At 71.4% G+C, this 21,698-nt stretch carries 20 protein-coding genes and 1 tRNA gene; 8 read left to right on the forward strand and 13 right to left on the reverse strand.

Annotation, left to right across the window (positions count from 1 at the left end; genetic code table 11):
- The first annotated feature begins 264 nt into the window (after positions 1 to 264).
- On the forward strand, positions 265 to 888 hold the full coding sequence (locus tag J7I94_RS29245) for a VTT domain-containing protein (protein WP_215171852.1): 624 nt from the start codon (positions 265 to 267) through the stop codon (positions 886 to 888).
- A gap of 31 nt (positions 889 to 919) precedes the next feature.
- Here the strand turns inward: J7I94_RS29245 and J7I94_RS29250 are convergent, their stop codons facing one another.
- Positions 920 to 1,153, reverse strand: a complete 234-nt coding sequence (locus J7I94_RS29250; RefSeq protein WP_215171816.1) for a DUF2277 domain-containing protein — start codon at positions 1,151 to 1,153, stop codon at positions 920 to 922.
- A gap of 91 nt (positions 1,154 to 1,244) precedes the next feature.
- Here J7I94_RS29250 and J7I94_RS29255 point away from each other — a divergent pair, with 91 nt between their 5' ends.
- A complete protein-coding gene (locus tag J7I94_RS29255; RefSeq protein WP_215171818.1) occupies positions 1,245 to 1,589 on the forward strand; it encodes a hypothetical protein in 345 nt (114 codons plus the stop codon).
- A gap of 112 nt (positions 1,590 to 1,701) precedes the next feature.
- Here J7I94_RS29255 and J7I94_RS29260 read toward each other — a convergent pair.
- Positions 1,702 to 1,776: transfer RNA gene (locus J7I94_RS29260), tRNA-Val, on the reverse strand.
- Between the two features lie 222 nt (positions 1,777 to 1,998).
- Between J7I94_RS29260 and J7I94_RS29265 the strand changes: the two genes are divergently transcribed.
- The 3 genes from J7I94_RS29265 to J7I94_RS29275 all read left to right on the forward strand — a co-directional run bounded on the left by J7I94_RS29265 (position 1,999) and on the right by J7I94_RS29275 (position 4,651).
- Positions 1,999 to 2,766, forward strand: coding sequence for a DUF4097 family beta strand repeat-containing protein (locus tag J7I94_RS29265; RefSeq protein ID WP_215171820.1), 768 nt, complete (start codon positions 1,999 to 2,001; stop codon positions 2,764 to 2,766).
- Between the two features lie 71 nt (positions 2,767 to 2,837).
- Complete coding sequence (locus J7I94_RS29270) at positions 2,838 to 4,262, forward strand: hypothetical protein (protein WP_215171822.1); 1,425 nt, start codon at positions 2,838 to 2,840, stop codon at positions 4,260 to 4,262.
- 164 nt (positions 4,263 to 4,426) lie between these two features.
- Complete coding sequence (locus J7I94_RS29275) at positions 4,427 to 4,651, forward strand: zinc ribbon domain-containing protein (protein ID WP_215171824.1); 225 nt, start codon at positions 4,427 to 4,429, stop codon at positions 4,649 to 4,651.
- Between the two features lie 312 nt (positions 4,652 to 4,963).
- On the opposite strand, the gene J7I94_RS29280 is transcribed toward J7I94_RS29275, so the two are convergent.
- The gene (locus J7I94_RS29280) at positions 4,964 to 5,608 is read right to left on the reverse strand and encodes a response regulator transcription factor (RefSeq protein ID WP_215171826.1); all 645 of its coding nucleotides are present in this window, start codon (positions 5,606 to 5,608) and stop codon (positions 4,964 to 4,966) included.
- A complete protein-coding gene (locus J7I94_RS29285) occupies positions 5,599 to 6,741 on the reverse strand; it encodes a sensor histidine kinase (RefSeq protein ID WP_215171828.1) in 1,143 nt (380 codons plus the stop codon). Before J7I94_RS29285 ends, J7I94_RS29280 begins: the two co-directional genes overlap by 10 nt.
- A gap of 132 nt (positions 6,742 to 6,873) precedes the next feature.
- Between J7I94_RS29285 and J7I94_RS29290 the strand changes: the two genes are divergently transcribed.
- Positions 6,874 to 7,728: a DedA family protein gene (locus tag J7I94_RS29290; protein WP_215171830.1), complete on the forward strand. Its 855-nt coding sequence runs from the start codon at positions 6,874 to 6,876 to the stop codon at positions 7,726 to 7,728.
- Here J7I94_RS29290 and J7I94_RS29295 read toward each other — a convergent pair.
- The 3 genes from J7I94_RS29295 to J7I94_RS29305 form a co-directional block, all read right to left on the reverse strand.
- A complete protein-coding gene (locus tag J7I94_RS29295; protein ID WP_215171832.1) occupies positions 7,646 to 8,485 on the reverse strand; it encodes an HAD family hydrolase in 840 nt (279 codons plus the stop codon). The two genes, J7I94_RS29290 and J7I94_RS29295, sit on opposite strands and share 83 nt — an antisense overlap.
- The gene (locus J7I94_RS29300) at positions 8,485 to 10,950 is read right to left on the reverse strand and encodes a phosphoribosyltransferase (RefSeq protein WP_215171834.1); all 2,466 of its coding nucleotides are present in this window, start codon (positions 10,948 to 10,950) and stop codon (positions 8,485 to 8,487) included. The genes J7I94_RS29295 and J7I94_RS29300 overlap by 1 nt, the downstream gene beginning before the upstream one ends.
- A 75-nt stretch (positions 10,951 to 11,025) precedes the next feature.
- The gene (locus J7I94_RS29305; protein ID WP_215171836.1) at positions 11,026 to 12,201 is read right to left on the reverse strand and encodes an HpcH/HpaI aldolase/citrate lyase family protein; all 1,176 of its coding nucleotides are present in this window, start codon (positions 12,199 to 12,201) and stop codon (positions 11,026 to 11,028) included.
- Between the two features lie 206 nt (positions 12,202 to 12,407).
- Between J7I94_RS29305 and J7I94_RS29310 the strand changes: the two genes are divergently transcribed.
- Positions 12,408 to 13,484: a TerD family protein gene (locus J7I94_RS29310; protein WP_215171838.1), complete on the forward strand. Its 1,077-nt coding sequence runs from the start codon at positions 12,408 to 12,410 to the stop codon at positions 13,482 to 13,484.
- Positions 13,485 to 13,571: 87 nt separating this feature from the next.
- Here the strand turns inward: J7I94_RS29310 and J7I94_RS29315 are convergent, their stop codons facing one another.
- The 6 genes from J7I94_RS29315 to J7I94_RS29340 all read right to left on the reverse strand — a co-directional run bounded on the left by J7I94_RS29315 (position 13,572) and on the right by J7I94_RS29340 (position 18,241).
- Positions 13,572 to 14,312 carry a Tellurium resistance gene (locus tag J7I94_RS29315; protein WP_215171840.1) on the reverse strand — a complete coding sequence of 247 codons (741 nt, stop codon included), beginning with the start codon at positions 14,310 to 14,312 and terminating at the stop codon, positions 13,572 to 13,574.
- Between the two features lie 283 nt (positions 14,313 to 14,595).
- Entirely contained in the window at positions 14,596 to 15,738 is a 1,143-nt protein-coding gene (locus J7I94_RS29320) for a DUF475 domain-containing protein (RefSeq protein ID WP_215171842.1), read from the reverse strand.
- Between the two features lie 48 nt (positions 15,739 to 15,786).
- The gene (locus J7I94_RS29325; RefSeq protein WP_215171844.1) at positions 15,787 to 16,362 is read right to left on the reverse strand and encodes a TerD family protein; all 576 of its coding nucleotides are present in this window, start codon (positions 16,360 to 16,362) and stop codon (positions 15,787 to 15,789) included.
- Between the two features lie 148 nt (positions 16,363 to 16,510).
- Positions 16,511 to 17,086, reverse strand: coding sequence for a calcium homeostasis/redox stress adaptation protein (locus J7I94_RS29330; protein WP_189413088.1), 576 nt, complete (start codon positions 17,084 to 17,086; stop codon positions 16,511 to 16,513).
- 127 nt (positions 17,087 to 17,213) lie between these two features.
- Entirely contained in the window at positions 17,214 to 17,672 is a 459-nt protein-coding gene (locus tag J7I94_RS29335) for a peroxiredoxin (RefSeq protein ID WP_215171846.1), read from the reverse strand.
- Between the two features lie 131 nt (positions 17,673 to 17,803).
- Positions 17,804 to 18,241, reverse strand: coding sequence for a DUF3052 domain-containing protein (locus J7I94_RS29340; protein WP_215171848.1), 438 nt, complete (start codon positions 18,239 to 18,241; stop codon positions 17,804 to 17,806).
- A gap of 374 nt (positions 18,242 to 18,615) precedes the next feature.
- Here J7I94_RS29340 and aceE point away from each other — a divergent pair, with 374 nt between their 5' ends.
- Complete coding sequence (gene aceE / locus J7I94_RS29345; RefSeq protein ID WP_215171850.1) at positions 18,616 to 21,348, forward strand: pyruvate dehydrogenase (acetyl-transferring), homodimeric type; 2,733 nt, start codon at positions 18,616 to 18,618, stop codon at positions 21,346 to 21,348.
- Positions 21,349 to 21,698: the final 350 nt, after the last annotated feature.

Raw genomic sequence — 21,698 nt, forward strand, 5'->3', positions numbered from 1 at the left:
CGTCGGGTTCGGGATGTCCGGACAGGGGCGAGGAGTCCCCCGGCGCCTCGCCCCACCGTCGTTGCTACGGGACACCGGCACCGGCCGCCCCCGGGAGGCGGCAGCCGGGTGAACCCGCGGTGCCGGGCGCGCGAGCCCCTGTGAACCCACTGTCGTACCCCAGGCGTACGCTGTGTGGCTGTCATCGGCCTCCCCTGCCGTCCCGCGCGGCGCGGCTGGTCAGGCCCACGGGGGAAGCCATGGGGAGTCACGGTGTTCGGAAGTATGGGTTCGCTGGTCAGCAGCCCTTGGATCTACGCCTTCGTGGCACTGTCCGTGCTCCTGGACGTGTTCCTGCCCGTGCTGCCGAGCGGCGTCCTGGTGATCGCGGCGGCCACCGCGGCGGCGGCCGGTTCGGGCGCCGCGACCGGCCAGGTCCCGCACGACGTCCCCGACATCCTGGTCCTGACCCTCTGCGCCACCACCGCGTCCGTCCTCGGTGACCTGGTGGCCTACCGCCTCGCCCGGCGCGGCGGGCCGCGGCTGGACCGCGCGATCGCCCGGTCCCGCCGGCTGACCAAGGCGCAGGAACGTCTCGGCGCCGCCCTGGCCCGCGGCGGCGGCGCGCTGGTGGTGCTGGCCCGGTTCGCCCCGGCCGGGCGTTCGATCGTCTCCCTCGGCGCCGGTGCCGCCCACCGCCGGGTGCGGGAGTTCCTGCCCTGGTCCGCCCTGGCCGGGCTGTCCTGGGCCGCCTACAGCGTGGCCCTGGGCTACTTCGGCGGCCAGTGGCTGGGCGCGACGTGGCTGGCGACGGGGGTCTCCCTCGTCGCCCTGTTCGGGGCGGGGGCGGGGGCGGCCCTGCTGGTGCGGCGCCCGCCGCGGGCGCCGGAGTCCTCGTCGGCGACGTGACGAGGCGTGCCGCCGGGTGCCGACGGGGGCGTCAGCCCGTTCGGCGCGGCTGAACCCCTCCCCGTACCTCCAGGCCGGCCAGCAGTTCGGCCGTCGCCTCGGCGACCGCGTCCACGGCGCGGTCGAACACCTCCTGGTTGTGCGCGGCCGGCGCCCGGAACCCGGACACCTTGCGCACGTACTGGAGGGCCGCGGCCCGGATCTCCCCGTCGGTGGCCTGCTCGGCCAGCACGGGCGGTCGTAGCGTCTTGATACTGCGGCACATACCTCCAGTCTCTCCCGCGCCCGCACACTCGTACGCGTGAACCGCCCGGAAGAACGCGCGACCCAAAATCGAACAGGAGTATCATTGCGGCGTGGCTACGACCTATGACTTTCCGAGTGACCTCCTCGCCGGCCAGGAGGAACTCCATCAGGTCAGGGCCGACCTGTCGGCCCTGTTGAAACGGCTCCCCTGGTCCGTGGAACCGGTGGACGGCTTCAGTGACGACAACGGCTGGCGCAAGGTGGAGCGCCCGGCCTCACCCGGCTGGTCCCAGGACGAACAAGCCGAGGTGGAGAAGTTGCGCCAACGCGAGCGCGAACTCGCGGTGTTCGTCACCACCCACCGCTACTGGGCCCAGTTCACCGGCTCCGACCAGGTCGCGGCCCGCTCCCGCCTCAAGCATGCCCACGAGACCCCGCCCGAGGACGAGGCATAGGCGGCGAGGCACAAGGGACGGCGGACGCCGGACGGCGCGCCCGGCACGCGAGAGGCCCCCGGAAGATCTCCGATCTCCGAGGGCCTCTCGCACCGGTGCCCGGCACCGGTCCTGGTGGGCGCGGACGGTTTCGAACCGCCGACATCCTGCTTGTAAGGCAGGCGCTCTACCCCTGAGCTACGCACCCAGACGAGTCGACAGCCTACATTGCCCGGACCACCGCCTCGCAAACCCGTACCGCCGGTCCCCGCCCTCCCCCTGCGGGGGTTAACCCCACCATCGATACGGGAGCGTTCCGGATCGCGGCGGCACGCCCCGGAAACCTACGGTCGTAGAGCCTCGCCGCACCGCGCCTCCCCCGGAGGCACCCGGCGCGGAGGCTCATCGTCCGTCCCAGGGGGAGACCGTCATGTCCCGTACCGTTCCCGTCCGTGCGCTCGCCGCCGCCGGGGCCGTCGTCCTCGCCGTCGCGGGTCTCGCGGCCTGCGCCTCGCCCGACGAGGACAAGGACCCCGACCAGCGGTCCTTCGCCCTTCAGGGCCGCACGCTCACCGTCGACTCCGACGACTCCGCCCTGGAGATCGTCGCCGCGGAGGGCAACGAGGCGGGCCGCGTCGGCGTCACCCGGTGGTTCAAGGGATCGGTGACCGTCGGGAAGGAACCCAAGGTGACCTGGAAGATGGACGGCGACCGCCTGGTGCTGCGGATGGACTGCACCGGATTCATCGCCGACTGCGCGGCCAGGCACCGCATCGAGGTGCCCCGAGGCGTGGCCGTCAAGGTCGAGGACGACGACGGCAGCGTACGGGCGCGGGGATTCCGGGACGCGCTGGACATCCGCACCCAGGACGGCTCCGTCCGCGTCACCGACTCCACCGGCCCGCTGGACCTGCGCAGCGACGACGGCTCGGTCCGCGCGGAGGTCTCCTCGCGACGGGTGACGGCACAGACGAAGGACGGCTCGGTGCGCCTCGAACTCGGTGCCGTGCCCGACGTGGTCGACGCCCGCAGCGACGACGGCTCGGTGACCGTCGGACTGCCCCGGGCCACGTACAAGGTGACGGCGGAGACCGACGACGGTTCCGTGGACGTGTCCGTGCCCCGCGACGACTCCAGCGCCCATGTGGTGAACGCCCGCACCGCCGACGGCAAAGTCACGGTCCGCACCGCGAACTGACCGGACCGTGTGTTCGTCCTCAACGGGTGGGAGAATGAACCCGGGCAGGGCGGACGACACGGGAGAGGGATGTGACGGCGACACCATCGCAGCCGTATACGCCGCCGATGGTGCCCTGCGCGCCACGTCCACGGCTTCTCCCGCACCGCCGGCCCCGCTCGCACCGCCGCGGTCCCGGCGCCCTGCGTGACACGCTCGTCCTGCTGGGGCTGCCGCTGCTCGCCGCGCCGGTCCTGGCCGGCGCGTTCGCCGGCGGCGGCACCCGGCGCTGGTTCGGCGGGCGGGCCGAGAACCAGCGGGCAGAGGCCCAGACCGCCAAGGACGACGCCGCCGCCGCGTTCTACGAGCTGGACACCGCCCAGCGTGACCTGCGGATCTCCATCGAGACGATCACGGCCGTCGACGACTCCCCCGCCGCCCGGCGCGCGGTCGACGGCTTCGAGGCCCTCGGCCGGCGCATCGACGAGGCCAGCCGGCAGTACATCGGCGCCGTCGACGCCCACGACCTCGACCGGGACGACCTGGAGGCGTCGGCCGCCGCCCGCGCCCGCGCCGAACTGACCGCCGCCAAGGAGGAACTGGGCCGGGTCAAGCAGGACCTGGACCGCTTCGCCGAGGGCCTCGGCCCACTGCTCGGCAAGGCCGAGACCCAGCTGGCCCGGCTCGCCCCCGCCGTGGAGCGGGCCCGGCAGTCCCTGCTCGCCGCCTCCGACGCCCTGGACGCCGTACGCGGCTCAGGGCTGACCGCGGACGACCTCGCCGCCCGGCTCGCCGCCCTCGCCCCGGAGCTGACCAAGCTCAACCAGGGCGCCGGCCGGCACGGTGTGCCCCAGACCCTGGACCGCGCCGAACGCGTCACCCGCGAGGCCGAGACGGTCCGGGCCGAGGCCGAACGGCTGCCCGAACGGGCTGCCGAGACCGACAAGCGGCTGGTCTCCCTGCGCACCCGCGCCCAGGCCCTCACCACCCGCGCCGAACAGGTCGAACCCGTCCTCAGCGAACTGCGGCGACGCTTCACCGCCGCCTGCTGGCAGGACCTCCAGCACGTACCCGACCAGGCCCGCGAGACCGTCCGGCAGGCCGAACGGAAGCTGGCCGAGGCCCGGTCCGCCCGCGACGAACAGCGCTGGCCCGACGCCACCGCACTGCTGTCGACGGTACGGGCCCTGCTGAACGAGACCGACGAGGCCGTGTCCGCCGCCGGCGACCGGCTCCGCCTGCTCAATGCCGTGCAGAAGGACCCCCGGGACGAGATCGAACGGACCCGGTTCGCCATCCGCGACGCCCAGCGGCTGGCCATGGCCGGCCGCACCACCCCCGACCCCCGGGACGCGCGCCCACTGGACGACGCCGTGGCCCGGCTGGAACGCGCGATCGGCACCCTGAAGGGCAGGCACCCCGACTACTGGCACTTCCTCACCGAGACGGACGCGGTCCGCCGCACGGTGGCCCACGTGGTCGGCCGGATACGGGAGGAACGCGGGGCCGGGCACTAGGGACTGCGACGTGCCGTGCCGGACCCCGAGTCCGCGACGTGGTCCGCCGGCCGGGTCGAGGCCGGGAGCGCCCTGACGTGGTGCTGATGTCGTCCTGACGTCGTCCTGGCCTGGTCCTGACGTACTCCTGCCGTGGTGCCGTGGGCGCCGGTTAACCTGTGCTCATGCCTCGCTACGAGTACCGCTGCCGCAGTTGCGGCGACACGTTCGAACTGAGCCGTCCCATGGCCGAGTCCTCCGCTCCCGCCGCCTGCCCGGCGGGCCACGACGACACGGTGAAGCTGCTGTCGACGGTCGCGGTCGGCGGCTCATCCTCCGCTCCGGCTCCGGCATCCGGGTCCGGCGGTGGTGGTGGGGGCGGTTGCTGCGGAGGGGGCTGCTGCGGCTGACACGGTCCGCGAACCCTGCGAGCACCGCCGCTTCACAGTCCGCGAACCCTGCGAGCACCGCCGCTTCACGGTCCGCGAACCCTGCGAGCACCGCCGCTTCTGCGGCCCGCATCCGCCACGGACCGGTTGGCGTCTGCCACAGACCGCCACCACCGTCGCGTCGGCCCCCGACGCCCGGGCCGCGACCTCCGAGACTGGCCTCATCTGACGGCTCGCCCCTCCGCCCCCGCTCCGGCCCTGTCACCCGGACCCGGCCCGGCGAGGACAGCTGCCGCGGGTGACGCGCACCGGGTGCCACGGCGGTCCGGCGCCTCAGCTCCCCAGATACCGCAGTACCGCCAGAACTCTGCGCGAATAGCCCTCACCTCCCGTCAGTTCGAGCTTGTCGAAGATGGCGTTGATGTGCTTCTCCACGCCGCTCAACGAGATGTGCAGTCGCCGGGCGATCGCCGCGTTGGTGTGCCCCTGTGCCATCTCGGCCAGCACGGCTCGCTCCCGCGCCGTGAGCCGGGCCAGCGGGTCGGTGTGTGTCGTGCGGCCCAGCAACTGCCGGACGACCTCGGGGTCGAAGGCGGCCCGGCCGGCGGCCACCCTCTCCAGCGCGTCGAGGAACTCGTCGACCTGGACCACCCTGTCCTTGAGCAGATACCCCACCCCTTCCGAGTCACCGGTGAGCAGCTCCGTCGCGTACCGCTTCTCCACGTACTGCGAGAGCACCAGGACCCCGACGGCCGGCCGGCTCGCCCGGATCTCCAGGGCCGCGCGCAGCCCCTCGTCCGTGTGGGTCGGCGGCATCCGGACGTCGGCGACCACCACGTCCGGCGGGTCCTGGGCGACCGCCGCCAGCAGCGCCTCCGCGTTGCCGACGGCCGCGACGACCTCGTGCCCCTCCTCCGCCAGCAGGCGCACCAGGCCCTCCCGCAGCAGGGTCGAGTCCTCGGCGAGCATCACCCGCATGGCAGCTCCGCCGCCACCAGAGTGGGGCCGCCCGGCGGGCTGACCACGCTCAGGCTGCCGTCGAGAGCGGCGACCCGCCGGGCGAGCCCGAACAGTCCGCTGCCCGTGGCGTTCGCCCCGCCGCAGCCGTCGTCCCGGACCTCCACGTACACCATCCCCTCCTCTTCCGCGACCACGACGGTTATCCGCGTGGGCGCCGCGTGCTTGACCGCGTTGGTGACCGCCTCGCACACCACGAAGTACGCGACGGTCGCGAGCGCCCGCTCCGGTTCCTCCACGAGGCCGTACTCCACCCGCACGGGCACGGACGCCCGCTCGGCCACCGTCTCCAGCGCCGCTCGCAGGCCGGCCTCGTCCAGCGTGGTCGGATAGATCCGCCACGCCACCTCGCGCAGCTCCTCCAGGGCCTGTCTGCTCTCCTGGTGGGCCTGGCCCAGCAGGTGGTCCCTGTGCTCGGCGTCCTGGCTGCGCCGGGCGCGGCCGAGCAGCATCCCGAGGGCGACGAGCCGCTGCTGCACCCCGTCGTGCAGGTCACGCTCGATGCGGCGGCGTTCGTCGTGCACCGCGTCGACCACGGCGGCGCGGCTCGCGGACAGCTCGGCGATGCGCTGCTCCAGCTCCTCCTGGTGCCGGGGACCGTAGAAGCGCCGGGCCAGCCGGCCCTCCAGCCCGGCGACGCCGAATATCCCCTGGACGGCGAGGAACAGCAGGAAGAAGCCGCCGAAGCTGCTGAGGACGACCGAGCCCGGGTCGCGTATGCCGTCCAGCCACAGCCAGCCGTACGCCCAGAACATGCCGTACCCGAGGCCCGCCGCCGCCGACAGCATCACCACCCCGCCCAGGGCTCCCAGCGTCCACCGGCAGGACACGTACCGCAGGGCCCGCATGTCCTCGTACGCGGGCGGGACGCGGATGCCGAGCCAGGTCCGGAGCCGGGTCCGCTCCCACTCCGCCAGTCTCCGCGCGCACGCGAGGACCGGTCGGAGCGCGGCACGGCGCCCGGCCGGCCAGGCCGCCACCGGCAGCAGGGCCGCACCGGCCACAACGGTGAAGAGCAGCTCGACGACGGCCGCGGCGGCTCCCGTGATCAGGCCCACCCCGCACCGCACTCCGCGTCGCGCCATGTCTCGCATGATCGTGAGGCTAGTCGTGGGCGGGATGCCCGCACACTGCGGAAAACCGCAATTCGTCACTGCGGTGGACCGCAGCCGATCGTGCGGTCTTCCTCAGGGTCCCTTCAGCCACGATTTCCTAGCGTGGTCGTCATGACAGCCATCGCAGCGCAGACGGCCGCGGACAGCGGTGCCGCTCCGCAGTGGATCAACGACCTCATGGACGCCCTGGGCGCCCCGGGGGCCGGTATCGCCATCGCTCTGGAGAATCTCTTCCCTCCCTTGCCGAGCGAGGTGATCCTGCCGCTCGCGGGATTCGCGGCCGCCTCCGGCCGGATGGACCTGCTCGCCGTCCTGCTGTGGACCACGGCGGGCTCGGTGATCGGTGCGCTCGCCCTGTACGGGATAGGGGCGCTCCTCGGCCGCGACCGCACCGTGGCGATAGCGGGGCGGCTGCCGCTGGTGAAGGTGGCGGACATAGAGAAGACGGAGGCGTGGTTCCTCCGGCACGGCACCAAGGCGGTGTTCTTCGGCCGGATGATCCCCATCTTCCGCAGTCTGATCTCCGTGCCGGCGGGCGTCGAGCGGATGCGGCTCCCCGTCTTCCTCGGCCTGACCACGCTGGGCAGTGCGCTGTGGAACACCGCGTTCGTGCTCGCCGGTTACGCCCTGGGTGACAACTGGTCTCAGGTCACGAGCGTCGCCTCCGCGTACTCGAAGGTGATCCTCGTCGGCGCTGCGGTCGCGGTGCTGGGCTTCGTGGTCCTGCGGATGCTGCGGCCCGGAGGCGGCCGCCGCAGGCGCGGCGAACCCGGGCACGGCGAGGAGCGGCCCTCCTCCGCGTCCGCCTCGTCCACCGCCCGGTCCGCCGGGGGACCCTCGGACCGGACGGAGGTCACCGGGCCGGGCGCGCCGACCGCAGGAACTACCGGGCCGGGTTCGCAGACCGCAGGAACTCCTGAAGGATCCGCTCCCCCGCGAATACCCCCCGCTCGGGCAGGGCACTGACCGTCGGTGCCGTCCAGCCGGAGTCGGCCAACTCGCCGTGGCCCGGGCGCCAACCCCGGTCGGCGGCGAGCAGCAGGTCGGCGTCCAAGAGGGAGTCCCCTGCGGCCAGGGTGAGACCTGCGCCGGTGCGGCGGGCGACCTCGTGCACGGCCGCGCTCTTGGTGAGCGGCGCCGGGACGGCGTAGAGCTTGCGGCCCTGGAGGGACACGGTCCAGCCGCGGTCGCCGGCCCACACGGCGAGTTCCTTGACCCATCCCTCGGGCAGCAGGTCGCGTTCGAGGACGAGGTAGGCGAAGAGGTCCTCGGCGGTGCGGTGCTTGCGCACCCACTGCGGGTCGGCGGTGGCCGTCAGACGCTCGCGCACCTCTGCCAGCGGGGCGCACTCGTCGGCCAGCCGCGCGGTGACCCGTGCGTGCCAGTCGGGGTCGGTGACGCCGTCCACCAGCAGGTGGCCGCCGTTGGCGCAGATCGCGTACTTCGGCGGGGGGCCGGGCAGGTTGATGCGCTGGTACTGGGCGCGGGTCCGCGTCGTGGTCGGCACGAAGACGGCACCCTCGCCGAGGCCGCCGAGGTCGCCGAGAAGCCGGGCGGCGGTCTCCGTCATGTACGACAGGGGCTTGCTGTCGTAGACCTCCACACACAGCAGCCGGGGGGCCTCCTGGTCCGGCACGGTCAGGTTCAGGGCGGCGGCGGAGTAGATCAGCGTGCGGTCGAGGTCGCTCGCGACGAGTACGGGCTGTACGGGCTGAGCAGGCATCAGACCGTCACCGCCCTGCCGTCGGCGCCCGTCGCGCCGCGGGTGTACCGGGGGTGGATCAGCCCGACGCAGGTGTAGGGCAGGTCGGCGACCTCCTCCACGGGCACGCCCCGCTGTGCGGCGAGCAGCCGGACGTGGTCCAGGTCGCTGCCGGCGCCGGCCCGGGCCAGCACCTTCCAGGGCACCCGGCGCAGCATCACGCGGGTGGTCTCGCCGACGCCGGGCTTGACGAGGTTGACGTCGTGGATGCCGTACTCCTCGCTGATCCGCTCGACCGCCGCCCAGCCCTCCCAGGTGGGGGTCCGGTCGGCGGCGTGCAGGTCCTTGGCCAGGACGTCGACGGCGCTCGCGACCTCCGGGAAGCGGGCGGAGACGGCGTCGAGGAAGGCCGGTGAGAGGTCGGCGCCGGCGAGTTCGCGGTAGAACTTCGCGCCGTGGAAGTCGTGGGCGCCGACCAGGTCGGCCCGGAGCACGGTGCGGGAGATCAGGCCGGAGACGGTGGAGTTGAGGCAGGCGGAGGGGATGAGGAAGTCGTCGCGGGTTCCGTAGGTGCGGACACAGGAACCGGGGTCGGCCAGGACGGCGATCTCCGGGTCGAAGCCGGTGATGCCGTCGGACACCTCGAAGTCACGCAGGGCGGCGGCGAGTTCGCGGGTGATGGCGCCCTTGCCGGTCCAGCCGTCGACGAAGACGACATCAGCGGGGTCGTGGTGGTCGGCCAGCCAGCGCAGCGCGTTGGCGTCGATGCCCCGGCCCCGGACGATCGACACGGCGTAATGGGGGAGGTCGAGACCATGGCGGAACTGCGCCCAGCGGCGCATCAGGATCCCGACGGGCGTGCCCGCGCGGGCGAGGGACACGAGGACGGGTCCGGGGGACCGTTCCAGGAGGACGAGTTCGGTGACGGCGCCGACGGCCTGCGCCAGCCGGGCCGCCGAGGCGCGCAGCGCCGCGTGGAACAGGTCCTGGTACTGCTCGCTGGGCTGATACTCGACGGGCAGCGACTCGGCGTAGTGCGCGCCGCCCTTCTGGATCGCCTCCTCGCGCTCCTCGGTGGGCGCCTCCAGCGTCGTGTCCGAGAGGTCCTGGAGCAGCCAGCCGACCTCGTCGGGGGCATAGGAGGAGAAGGCGGGGCCGCGCAGCGGCTCGGGCAGCATGGCGGGCCTTTCGGAGGAAGTGCCGGGGACGTACGAGGGGACGACCGCGAGCAGGATGTGCGGCACGTGGGCGGCGAGCCGGGCCAGCAGGCCGTCGGGCGCGTGCAGCGCCGGGGTGTCGGCGGGCGAGTCGACGACGGCGACGACGGCGTCGAAGCCGGCGCCGGCGACGTTGTAGGCGTAGCGCTCGCCGGGGCCGTCGGCAGGGTCGTCGTGGGCGGGGAAGACCAGGCGGGTGCGTATGGCGTAGCCGGGATCGTCGACGGCGAGGACGGGCGAGCGGGTGGTGGTGGAGTAGCGCACCTCTGCGGGTACGACCTGCTCCAGTTCGCGGGCCAGGCGCAGCGGGGCGTACATCAGTTCCTCGCAGCCGAGGACCAGGACGCGGCGGGTGCCGGCGGGCAGGGCCTCGGCGAGCCGGGCGGCCATGGCGGGCAGCGCGCTCTCCAGCCGGGTCCGGTGGGCGGCGGTGAACCCGTGCCGCCCGCCGTCGGGCAGTCCGCGGGGCCAGCGCAGGTCGACGCGGCGGACGGGGCCCGTGCCGGTCCGGGCGGGCTCCGGCTCGGCGGCTGCCGCCGCCTCGTGCCGGGCCACCAGTCGCTGTCCCTTCTCCAGTACGTCGTCGGGCAGCAGGACGGTGCCCGAGGCGGCCGCCACCAGGTCCACTCGGGCGCCGATCTCCCGGGCGAACTCCTCCAGGCGGCCCGCGTCGGCCGGCGAGCGCATGTCCACCAGGGCGACCACGACGTACCGGCGGCGGGGGTAGCGCTCGTGCAGGGCCCTGACGGTGTTGAGCACCGTGTTGCCGGTGGAGAACTCGTCGTCGACGAGGACGAGCGGTCCGTCGCCGGCCAGCAGCGCGGGATCGGCGGGCAGCAGCAGGTGGGAGGTGGCGTGCGAGTGGGACTCCTCGAAGCCGCCTGCCTGGGCGACGCCGTCGACCGGGCGGCGGGTGGAGTGCAGGTAGGTGGCGGGGCCGAGGCCGTCGGCGACCGAGTGACCGAGGCCGGTGGCGGTCTCCGCGTAGCCGAGGACGACCGCGGCGGCGGACTCCTCGGCGCCCAGCAGGTCGCGTACGCGGCGGCCGAGGGTGAAGCCGTGGCCGTAGACCACGGAAGGCGACTGGGGTACGTGCTTGCCGAGCACGTTGGAGACGAGGAGGTGCGCCCGCTTGGGGTTGCGGCGCAGGGCGAGGCCCAGCAGGCCGGTCAGGTCGTCGTCGCCCGTGAGGCCGACGCCGAGCCGCTCGGCGACCCAGCTGCCGGTCCATATCCCGGTCGGCTCTCCGGCCCGCGGCCGCTCCGTCATGCGCGTACGCCTCCCGTTGTCCACTGCGTGGTCCATGATCCCTTGTGTTCGGCCGGCCGGTCGGGCCGGACAGGTTCAGTCGGACAGGCCGGCGGCGAGCAGTTCGACGAAGCCGATGTCCTCGTTGGCCACGCCGAAGACCTCGGCGCGCAGCAGAGTGCGCTCGGCCCAGGCCCGGTGCGGCTTCACCTCGTTCATCTTGTTCGTGTACGACGACCTCAGCACGCCTCCTCCGCCGCGCTCCGGGCGGAGGATGTCCTGGGCGTCGCTGAACTCCTCGTGGCTGACCACGGACAGCGCGTGCACCGGGAGCACGTGGGAGGGGTGGATGCAGGTCTTCCCCAGCAGGCCGTTGGCCTGGTCCAGGGAGATCTCCCGCAGCAGGCCGTCCATGGCGTGCTCGATCAGCCGGGCCCGCAGGTCCGCGGCCTGCACCTCCAGGAAGGGGCTCTGCCGCAGCTGCGGTTTGAACATCCTCTCCTGGACCCGGAAGTACTCCCACACCGGCCCGGTCACGGTGAACCCGGTGCCGTCGGCCCGCCCGAGCATGTTCACCACGTCGGCGATCACGGAGGCGACGATCTGGATGTCGTACGCCGTCATGTCGGGGCCGCGGCGCAGCCCGTAGGAGGAGCAGAAGTCGGTCACGCCGAGCCGGAGGGCCAGGACGCGGCCGCGGTACTTGTCGACCGCGCGGAAGATGCCCTCCAGGGTGTGCACCCGCGATTCCCGGTACAGCAGCTCCGGGGACTCCAGGACCGGCATGGCGAACAGGCGTCGGCCCGTGGCGGCCTCCGCGCCGGAGAGTGCCTCCAGGAAGGGCATGCCACGTTCCTCGGTGAACTTCGGCAGGACGAATCCGGAGAGCGTCTCCACGGCGGGGCCGAGGCGCCGCACCAGGTCGGGTATCTGCTCGGGGGTGCGTACGCGGACGAACAGCAGCGGAACGTTTCCGCCGACGTGTCCGGGGCGTCCGGAGAGGTCGGTGAGGTGCCGTACGAGGTTCTCCTCGCCGGCCGCCACATCGGCGTCGTCGATGGAGTCCTCCAGGCAGAGCACCATCGAGACCACGCCGTTGGCGGCCTGCTTGAGGATGTCGTCGGCGAGACGCGGCCGGGTGGCGGGGCTGTAGAGCGTGGCCCCCAGAGCCGCGGAGAGCAGCCGCGCCGGGGAGTCGGCGCTGAACGCACCCGGCTCCTGATGGAAGAGACGCTTCCGCACCTCAGGGGCTATATGCCCGAAATGACGCATGTGAACTCCCCCGTGGTGACTGGGCGACCTGTAAAACGTTCGAAGGTGGCCGGTAATAGTACGTAGAAACCCATGTCAGAAGTTCCCGTCGGGCATGAATTCCAGGTAACCCGGCCGTGTCGGCGCCGCGGGGCAGGACGCCTGGCCCATCCCGGGTACCCGCCCCCGCATTGTCGTGACCAGGACCGAGAAGGCAGGATGACGGCATGACGCACGCGATGCTGAAAGGGTCGAACGTCCCACTGGAGGCCACCACGGTCCGGGCCGTGCTGCGCTGGACCCCCGGGCAAGGAATCCCGGACGTCGATGTCTCCGCGCTGCTCCTGGGCCCCGACGACCGTGTGCGATCCGACGAGGACTTCGTCTTCTACAACCAGCCCCGGCACCCGTCGGGCCAGGTCTGGCGGCTGGGCAAGAAGCGGGGCGCCGACGGTCTGACCGACGCGATCCAGACGGATCTGTCCGGAGTCGAGGCCCGGGTCGGCCGTATCCTGCTGGTCGCCTCGGCGGACGGCGTCGCCTTCGAACAGGTACGGGACCTGCGGGTCCTGCTCTACGACGCGACGGCCGACGACGCCGAGCCGCTGGCGTACTTCGACGTCAAGCCGGAGACGGGCGAGGAGACCGCGCTCATCTGCGGGGAGTTGTACCGGCGCGGTGAGAGCTGGAAGTTCCGGGCGCTGGGCGAGGGCTACTCGAACGGGCTGGAGGGCCTGGCGACCGAATTCGGCATCTCGGTGGACGAGGACGCGGAGGCGGAGGCGCAGAACGACGCCCAGACGGCACCCGGGACGACGGGAACGGCACCCGAGGCGTCCGGAGCAACGCCCGAGAGCGGCCCGTCCAACGCGCCCGAGCCCTCCTCACCCACCGCCCCCACCCAGGCCGCACCTGTCCAGACCGCCCCCGCCCAGGCCGCACCCGCCCAGTCGCCACCCACCCAGCCTCCGCCGGTCCAGCCCCCGCCGGTCCACTCCACGTCGGCCAGGACCGCGCCCGCCCAGCCGCTGCCGCCGGAGCAGCCGCCCGGGGTGCCGACCCAGCCCGCGTACGGCTATCCCCAGCAGACTCCGGCGACCCAGCCGGCCTACGGGTACCCGCAGCCCGCCGGTGCCGGACAGACCGCGTACGGCTACCCACAGGCACCCGCTGCACCCGCCACACCCGCCCCGGCGACCGCCGCCGGCGCGGCGGCCGGCTACGGCTACCCGCCGCCGGCGGCCGTGATCCCCGACCCGGACTTCCGGCTGCCGCCCCAGGGGCCGCAGTTCCTCGGACGGTAGGCGGGAGGGCCGCCGCTCGGGCGCCGTCGGCCCTCCCTCAGCACGCGCCCCGGACGCCAGGCGGCCGGGGCCAAGTCGCCGTTCGGATCACCGTTCGGCTTTCGCCTTGTAACCCCGTCCCCACTGCAGGCCCCACCCGTACAGCCGGTCCAGTTCGCCCTGGAAGCCGTAGACGAACTTGACCTCGCGGCGGACGAACATCTCGCCCTTGATGTTCTCGATCATGACCACGGCACAGGACCGGGCCTGCGGGTGGCGTTCGTCGAGGCTTATCTCGATCCGGGGGCCGTTGCTCGGGTAGAGGGTGACGATGGCGTGCGCGCGGTCGAAGGCGGGCGTCTGGTCGTATATGTAGGCGAAGACCAGAAGCCGCTTGATGGCGTCCCGGTGGTCGAGGTTGACGTAGATCGTCTCACCGGAGCCGGAGCCGAACCGGTCGTCGCCGCTGAGTTTGACGTAGGGCGCGGCGTTGACGTCCCCGTAGAAGCCGCCCAGTGGCTGTACGACGCCCTTGGCGCCGTCCTGCATCTCGTAGAGGCAGCCGAGGTCGAGGTCGACGTTGACCATGCTCTGGCTGTGGCCGAGGACCTCGGGGGGCTTGAGTGCCTTGAAGGGGTGCCGGAGCAGGCTCTCCCGCTGCGGGCCGGAGATGTCGGAAGTCCGCATCCGCCAGGCCAGGTTGATGCGCAGGTTGCCGGTGGCCGCGCCCTGTTTCGTCAGGGAGACCTGGCTGTGCCGTTTGGTCAGCTCGATGGCGTTGGTCGCCGCGTTGCCCGAGTCGAAGTCGGTCTCACGGCCGCGCCACAGTCGTCCGTCCAAGATGCCCATTCCCGCCCCCACGCATGTCCGTCTCACGCCGCCACCGCACCGAAGGGCCGCGGCTGCCTCGTCGCACCCGCGGTCCGGGACGCCGACGGGGCGGCGTCGAGGAGTCGTCCTCGACGCCGCCCCGCTCAGAGCGTTCCTCGCCCGGGCCGGGTTCACACCCACGGTGCCGGAGCACCGGAGGCGAACAGGCCCGGAACAGCGGGCTCCTCACACTCCCGGAGGAGCCCCGTACTCCCGAAGGGAACCCGCGCTCCCGAAGGGAACCCGGGCTCCCGCCTGAGACTCACACTCCGGAGGAGACTTCCGCCTTCTCGCTGTTTCCTGGCCCCTCGGCCTCGGCGAGCCGCTTGTTGCGGCGTACGGAGGACCAGAAGGAGGCGCCGATCAGGACCACGCCGATGAGGCCGGTGATCAGCTCGCTGATCTGGTACTGGATGGTGATCAGCAGGATCACGGCGAGGGCGCCGATCGCGTAGTGGGCGCCGTGCTCCAGGTAGACGTAGTCGTCCAGGGTGCCCTGGCGGACCAGGTAGACGGTCAGGGAACGCACGTACATGGCGCCGATGCCCAGGCCGAGGGCCATCAGGACGATGTCGTTGGTGACGGCGAAGGCGCCGATCACCCCGTCGAAGGAGAAGGAGGCGTCCAGGACTTCCAGGTAGAGGAACATGAAGAACGCCGCCTTGCCGGCGATGGCGACCGCCGACTTGGGCCTGCCCGAGCGGGCGGCGGCTTCCTCGGCCTCGTGCTCGCGTTCCTCCTCCTCTTCGAGCTTGTCCTCGAAGAAGCCGGAGAGTCCGCCGACGATCAGGTAGGTGATCAGGCCCGCGATGCCGGCCAGCAGCACGGTCTCGGCCTTGTCGACGTGGGTGCCGCCGTGCTGGTGGGCGTGGGTGGCGAAGGTCATCGCGGAGATCAGCAGCACGATCAGGGCGATGCAGACCGACAGCATGTCGACCTTGCCCAGCTTGGCCAGCGGGCGCTCCAGCCAGCCCAGCCACTTGATGTCCCGGTCCTCGAAGAGGAAGTCCAGGAAGATCATCAGCAGGAACATACCGCCGAACGCGGCGATCGCCGGGTGGGCGTCGGTGACGAGTTCCTGGTAGCGGTCCTTGTCGGTGAGCGCGAGGTCGACGGCCTCGATCGGGCCGAGCTGGGCGCTGACGGCGACGATGACGACCGGGAAGACCAGCCGCATGCCGAAAACGGCGATCAGGACACCGATCGTGAGGAAGATCTTCTGCCAGAAGGCACTCATCTTCTTCAGGATTCCGGCGTTGATCACCGCGTTGTCGAAGGACAGCGAGATTTCCAGGATGGAGAGGATCGCCACGACACCGAAGGCGGTCCACCCCCCGTAGAAGACCGCCGCGACCAGGCCGAGCGCGGTGACCGCGAACGACCAGCCGAAGGTTTTCAGAAGCACTGGCTACCCAATCCTTGTGTACGGGGCTCCCCCGCGCCGTACTCGGCTTTACGAAACGTTGACTCCGAAGTCTAGAGCGATGCCCCGGAGCCCCGACGCGTACCCCTGTCCGACTGCTCGGAACTTCCACTCGCCCTGGTAGCGGTAGACCTCGCCGAAGATCATCGCGGTCTCGTTGGAGGCGTCCTCGCTCAGGTCGTAGCGGGCGAGTTCCTGGCCGTCGGCCTGGTTGACGACCCGGATGAAGGCGTTGCTGACCTGGCCGAAGGTCTGGCCGCGCTCGTCGGCCTGGTGGATGGAGACCGGAAAGACGATCTTGTCGCACCGCTCGGGCACCTTGGAGAGGTCGATCAGGAGCGACTCGTCGTCGCCGTCGCCCTCGCCGGTGAGGTTGTCACCGGTGTGCTCGACCGAGCCGTCGGGGCTCTTCAGCTGGTTGTAGAAGACGAACCACTCGTCACCGAGCACCCGGCCGCCGCCGCACACCAGGGCGCTGGCGTCGAGGTCGAAGGGTGCTCCGGTGGTGGAACGCGCGTCCCAGCCGAGCCCGACCATCACCTGTGTGAGGTTCGGTGCGGCCTTGGACAGGGAGACGTTGCCCCCCTTGGCGAGCGTGACGCCCATAGTGCTGGTCCCTCCCCGGGTGATGGTTCCGCAGCGCTCCGCCGCTGTACGCGAGGCTGCTGTACGCGAGGCGCTCGTGTGCGAGGCGCTCGTGTGCGCGTCCGGCGCCGCACGCGGACCGTGCGGCGCCGGACGACGGAGGGTCGGCTCAGACGTTCACGCCGAAGTCCTGCGCGATGCCGCGCAGACCCGACGCGTACCCCTGGCCGATGGCGCGGAACTTCCACTCCGCGCCGTGCCGGTACAGCTCGCCGAAGACCATGGCGGTCTCGGTGGAGGCGTCCTCGCTCAGGTCGTAGCGGGCGATCTCGGCGCCGCCGGCCTGGTTGACGACCCGGATGAAGGCGTTGCGGACCTGGCCGAAGGACTGCTGGCGGTTCTCCGCGTCGTAGATCGACACCGGGAAGACGATCTTCTCGACGTCGGCGGGGACGGTCGCGAGGTCGACCTTGATCTGCTCGTCGTCGCCCTCGCCCTCACCGGTGAGGTTGTCACCGGTGTGCTCGACCGAGCCGTCCGGGGTCTTCAGGTTGTTGAAGAAGATGAAGTGCTGGTCGTTGCCGACCTTGCCGGAGCTGTTCAGCAGCAGCGCGCTGGCGTCGAGGTCGAAGTCGGTGCCGGTCGTGGTCCGCACGTCCCACCCCAGACCGACGATGACCGCGGTCAGGCCGGGGGCCTCCTTGGTCAGCGATACGTTGCCGCCCTTGCTGAGGCTGACTCCCACGAGTCCTCCATTGGTGTCCGGGGGCGGGAAGCCCCGAAGTGCGTCGGATGTCGGATCAACGATTCGATCCTAGTGACGGGTTCCCGCACCCCGCAGGCCCTGACGCGGAAGAATCACCGCGTCGCGATCACAGGGTGTCGAGCGCCTTCACGTACTCGGACAAGTCCCGGGCGTCCGGCAGTCCGTTGACGACGGTCCAGCGCACCACGCCCTCCTTGTCGATGACGAAGGTGCCGCGCACCGCGCAGCCCTTGTCCTCGTCGAAGACGCCGTAGGCGCGCGAGACGTTGCCGTGCGGCCAGAAGTCGGACAGCAGGGGGTACTCCAGGCCCTCCTGCTCGGCGAAGACGCGCAGGGTGTGGATGGAGTCGTTGGAGACGGCGAGCACCTGGGTGTCGCGGTCGGAGAACTGCGGCAGGTTGTCGCGCACCTCGCACAGCTCGCCGGTGCACACGCCCGTGAAGGCGAAGGGGTAGAAGAGCAGCACCACGTTCTTGCCGCCCCGGAAGTCGGACAGCTTCACGGTCGCCCCGTGGTTGTCCTTGAGTTCGAAGTCGGGGGCCTTGTCGCCGACCTGGATCGCCATCGTCCTGTTGGTCCCTTCGTAGGGGTCGCTCTCGGAGCACACCCTACGCAGGGACCACGACGGAACCCCGGACGGGCCGACCGGAGCCGGCCCGTCCGGGGTCCGTGAAGGGGGGAAGCCCGGCTACGGGGCTACCGCTTCGACTTGGCGGCCTTCGGCGTCGCCAGCCGGCTGCCGCTCCAGTCCTTGCCGACGCTGACGCTCTTGGCCGCCGTCAGACCGGCCGTCGTCGCGGCTTCCGAGATGTCACTGGGCTCGACGTAACCGTCACGTCCGGTCTTCGGCGTGAGGAGCAGGATCGCCCCGCCCTCCTCGATGTACGTGGTGGCATCCACCAGCGCATCCGTCAGGTCGCCGTCGTCGTCACGGAACCACAGCACGACGGCGTCGGCCACGTCCTCGTAGTCCTCGTCCACCAGGTCGCCCTCGATGGCACCTTCGATGGCCTCGCGGAGCTCCTGATCGACGTCGTCGTCGTAGCCGATCTCCTGGACCACCTGCCCGGGCTGGAACCCCAGCCTGGCGGCAGGGTTCGTCCGCTCCTCCGCGTGGTCCGCGGTCGCGCTCACGGGTTGCCTCCTGATCATGTCTTTAGGGAATGTCTCAGCCACGCGCGTGCGCGAAGCATTGGCCGTAGTCCACACGGGCGGGACGGATCGCGCAAGTACCCGGCCACTGGGACCGCCGAAACGGTGACGATCCCGACCGTGTCACCGCAACTCCAGGCACGCCACCCAGGATCGAAGGTGACGTACACCACACCTTTCTGCCCCGTTTGCGTAATTGGGAACCATACAGGGGTACGAGATCCGCAAGAACTTGCCCTGGTTATCGACGGAGAACTGGTTACCTCACAGTAGAGATGACGTTTCCCCCCGGCAGGTACACGATGGGAGACGGTTCCGGCACTCTCCGATACGCCCTGCGACAGCGAAGGAACAGCGTGGCTTCCGCATCCGATCGCAACCCGATCATCATTGGCGGCCTTCCGAGTCAGGTTCCTGACTTCGACCCCGAGGAGACCCAGGAGTGGCTCGACTCCCTGGACGCCGCCGTCGACGCACGCGGCCGGGAGCGGGCCCGCTACCTCATGCTGCGGCTGATCGAACGGGCCCGTGAGAAGCGCGTCGCCGTGCCCGAGATGCGCAGCACGGACTACGTCAACACGATCCCGACCAAGAGCGAGCCGTTCTTCCCGGGCAACGAGGAGATCGAGCGCAGGATCCTGAACGCCACCCGCTGGAACGCGGCCGTGATGGTCTCCCGCGCCCAGCGGCCCGGCATCGGCGTGGGCGGCCACATCGCCACGTTCGCCTCCTCCGCCTCCCTCTACGACGTCGGGTTCAACCACTTCTTCCGCGGCAAGGACGAGGGCGACGGCGGCGACCAGGTCTTCTTCCAGGGCCACGCCTCGCCGGGCATCTACGCCCGCGCCTACCTCCTGGACCGTTTCGACGAGCGGCACCTGGACGGCTTCCGCCAGGAGAAGTCCAAGGCGCCGTACACGCTCTCGTCCTACCCCCACCCGCGCTCGATGCCGGACTTCTGGGAGTTCCCGACCGTCTCCATGGGCCTCGGCCCGATCGGCGCGATCTACCAGGCCCGGATGAACCGCTACATGCACGCGCGCGGGATCGCCGACACCTCGCGCTCGCACGTCTGGGCGTTCCTCGGCGACGGCGAGATGGACGAGCCCGAGTCCCTCGGCCAGCTCACCATCGCCGCCCGCGAGGGCCTGGACAACCTCACCTTCGTCGTCAACTGCAACCTCCAGCGCCTCGACGGCCCGGTGCGCGGCAACGGAAAGATCATCCAGGAACTGGAGTCGGTCTTCCGGGGCGCCGGCTGGAACGTCATCAAGCTCGTCTGGGACCGCACCTGGGACCTGCTGCTCGCCCAGGACCGCGACGGCGTCCTGGTCAACAAGATGAACACGACGCCGGACGGCCAGTTCCAGACCTACGCCACCGAGTCCGGCGCCTACATCCGCGACCACTTCTTCGGCGACGACCACCGGCTGCGCGCCATGGTCGAGAACATGACCGACGACCAGATCCTGCACCTGGGCCGCGGCGGCCACGACCACCGCAAGATCTACGCGGCGTACAAGGCGGCCCTGGAACACAAGGGCCAGCCGACCGTCATCCTCGCCAAGACCGTCAAGGGCTGGACGCTGGGCCCGAACTTCGAGGGCCGCAACGCCACGCACCAGATGAAGAAGCTGACGGTCGACGACCTCAAGCGCTTCCGCGACCGGCTGCACCTGCCGATCTCCGACCAGGAACTGGAGTCCGGCCCGCCGCCGTACTACCACCCCGGCCGGGAGACCGAGGAGATGCAGTACATGCACGACCGCCGCAAGGCGCTCGGCGGCTACGTCCCCACCCGCGTCGTCCGCGCGAAGCCGCTGCCACTGCCGGGCGAGCAGACGTACGCGACCGTGAAGAGGGGTTCCGGTCAGCAGTCCATCGCGACGACCATGGCCTTCGTCCGGCTCCTCAAGGACCTCATGCGGGACAAGGAGATCGGCAAGCGCTTCGTGCTGATCGCGCCGGACGAGTACCGCACGTTCGGCATGGACTCGTTCTTCCCGAGCGCGAAGATCTACAACCCGCTCGGCCAGCAGTACGAGTCGGTCGACCGGGACCTGCTGCTCGCGTACAAGGAGTCGCCGAACGGCCAGATGCTGCACGACGGCATCTCCGAGGCGGGCTGCACGGCATCCCTCATCGCCGCCGGCTCGGCGTACGCGACGCACGGCGAACCCCTCATCCCGGTCTACGTCTTCTACTCGATGTTCGGTTTTCAGCGCACCGGCGACCAGTTCTGGCAGATGGGCGACCAGCTCGCACGCGGTTTCGTACTGGGCGCGACCGCCGGCCGCACGACCCTGACCGGCGAGGGACTGCAGCACGCGGACGGCCAGTCCCAGCTGCTGGCCTCGACCAACCCGGCGTGCGTGGCGTACGACCCCGCCTTCGGCTTCGAGATCGCCCACATCGTCAAGGACGGGCTGCGCCGGATGTACGGCCCGGACAGCGAGGACGTCTTCTACTACCTCACCGTCTACAACGAGCCGATCCAGCACCCCGCCGAGCCCGAGAACGTCGACGTCGAGGGCATCCTCAAGGGCGTCTACCGCTTCAGCGAGGGCACGGGCGGCTCGATCCCGGCGCAGATCCTGGCGTCCGGCGTGGCGTTGCCGTGGGCGGTCGAGGCGCAGCGGATCCTCGCCGAGGAGTGGAACGTACGGGCCGACGTGTGGTCGGCGACCTCCTGGAACGAGCTGCGGCGCGAAGCGGTCGCCTGTGAGGAGCACAACCTGCTGCATCCGGAGGAGGAGCAGCGGGTGCCGTACGTGACACGGAAACTGGCGGGCTCCCAAGGGCCGTTCGTTGCCGTGTCCGACTGGATGCGGTCGGTGCCGGACCAGATCGCGCGGTGGGTGCCGGGGACGTACCAGTCACTGGGCGCGGACGGGTTCGGGTTCGCGGACACGCGGGGGGCGGCGCGGCGGTTCTTCCACATCGACGCGGAGTCGGTGGTGGTGGGGGTGCTGAGCGAGCTGGCGCGGGAGGGGAAGGTGGACCGGTCGGTGCTGAAGCAGGCCGTGGACCGGTACCGGCTGCTTGATGTGTCGGCTGCGGATCCGGGAGTTGCCGGGGGCGACGCGTAGCGCGTCCGCTGGGGTTGTGGGGCGGCGGGGTTTCGGCTCCGTCGCCCTTGGCGTGCCCCGCGTTGTGGCTGAGGCGGGGTGGGTGGCGCGGCCCGGCGCTGGCCGGGTGCCGCCGCGCCCACCCTCCCCCACTCCCGGCTTCGCTCGAGCGGGGGACCCCCATCGCCCCTGGGGGTACCAGGCCGTTCAGGCACTGGGGGAGGCACGACTGCCCGCGGTTACGCGGCCTGCGCCGCCTGCGAGTGAGCGGCCCTGCCCCGCGCGAGTGGGCGGGTGCCGCATCCCCGCGCGGTTCCCGGTGCCGGGCGGGCGGGCGGAATGGGTACGTACCCGCAGTCGCGTACGGCGGG

It is taken from the genome of Streptomyces sp. ISL-12, from assembly GCF_018614415.1.
Classification (GTDB): domain Bacteria; phylum Actinomycetota; class Actinomycetes; order Streptomycetales; family Streptomycetaceae; genus Streptomyces.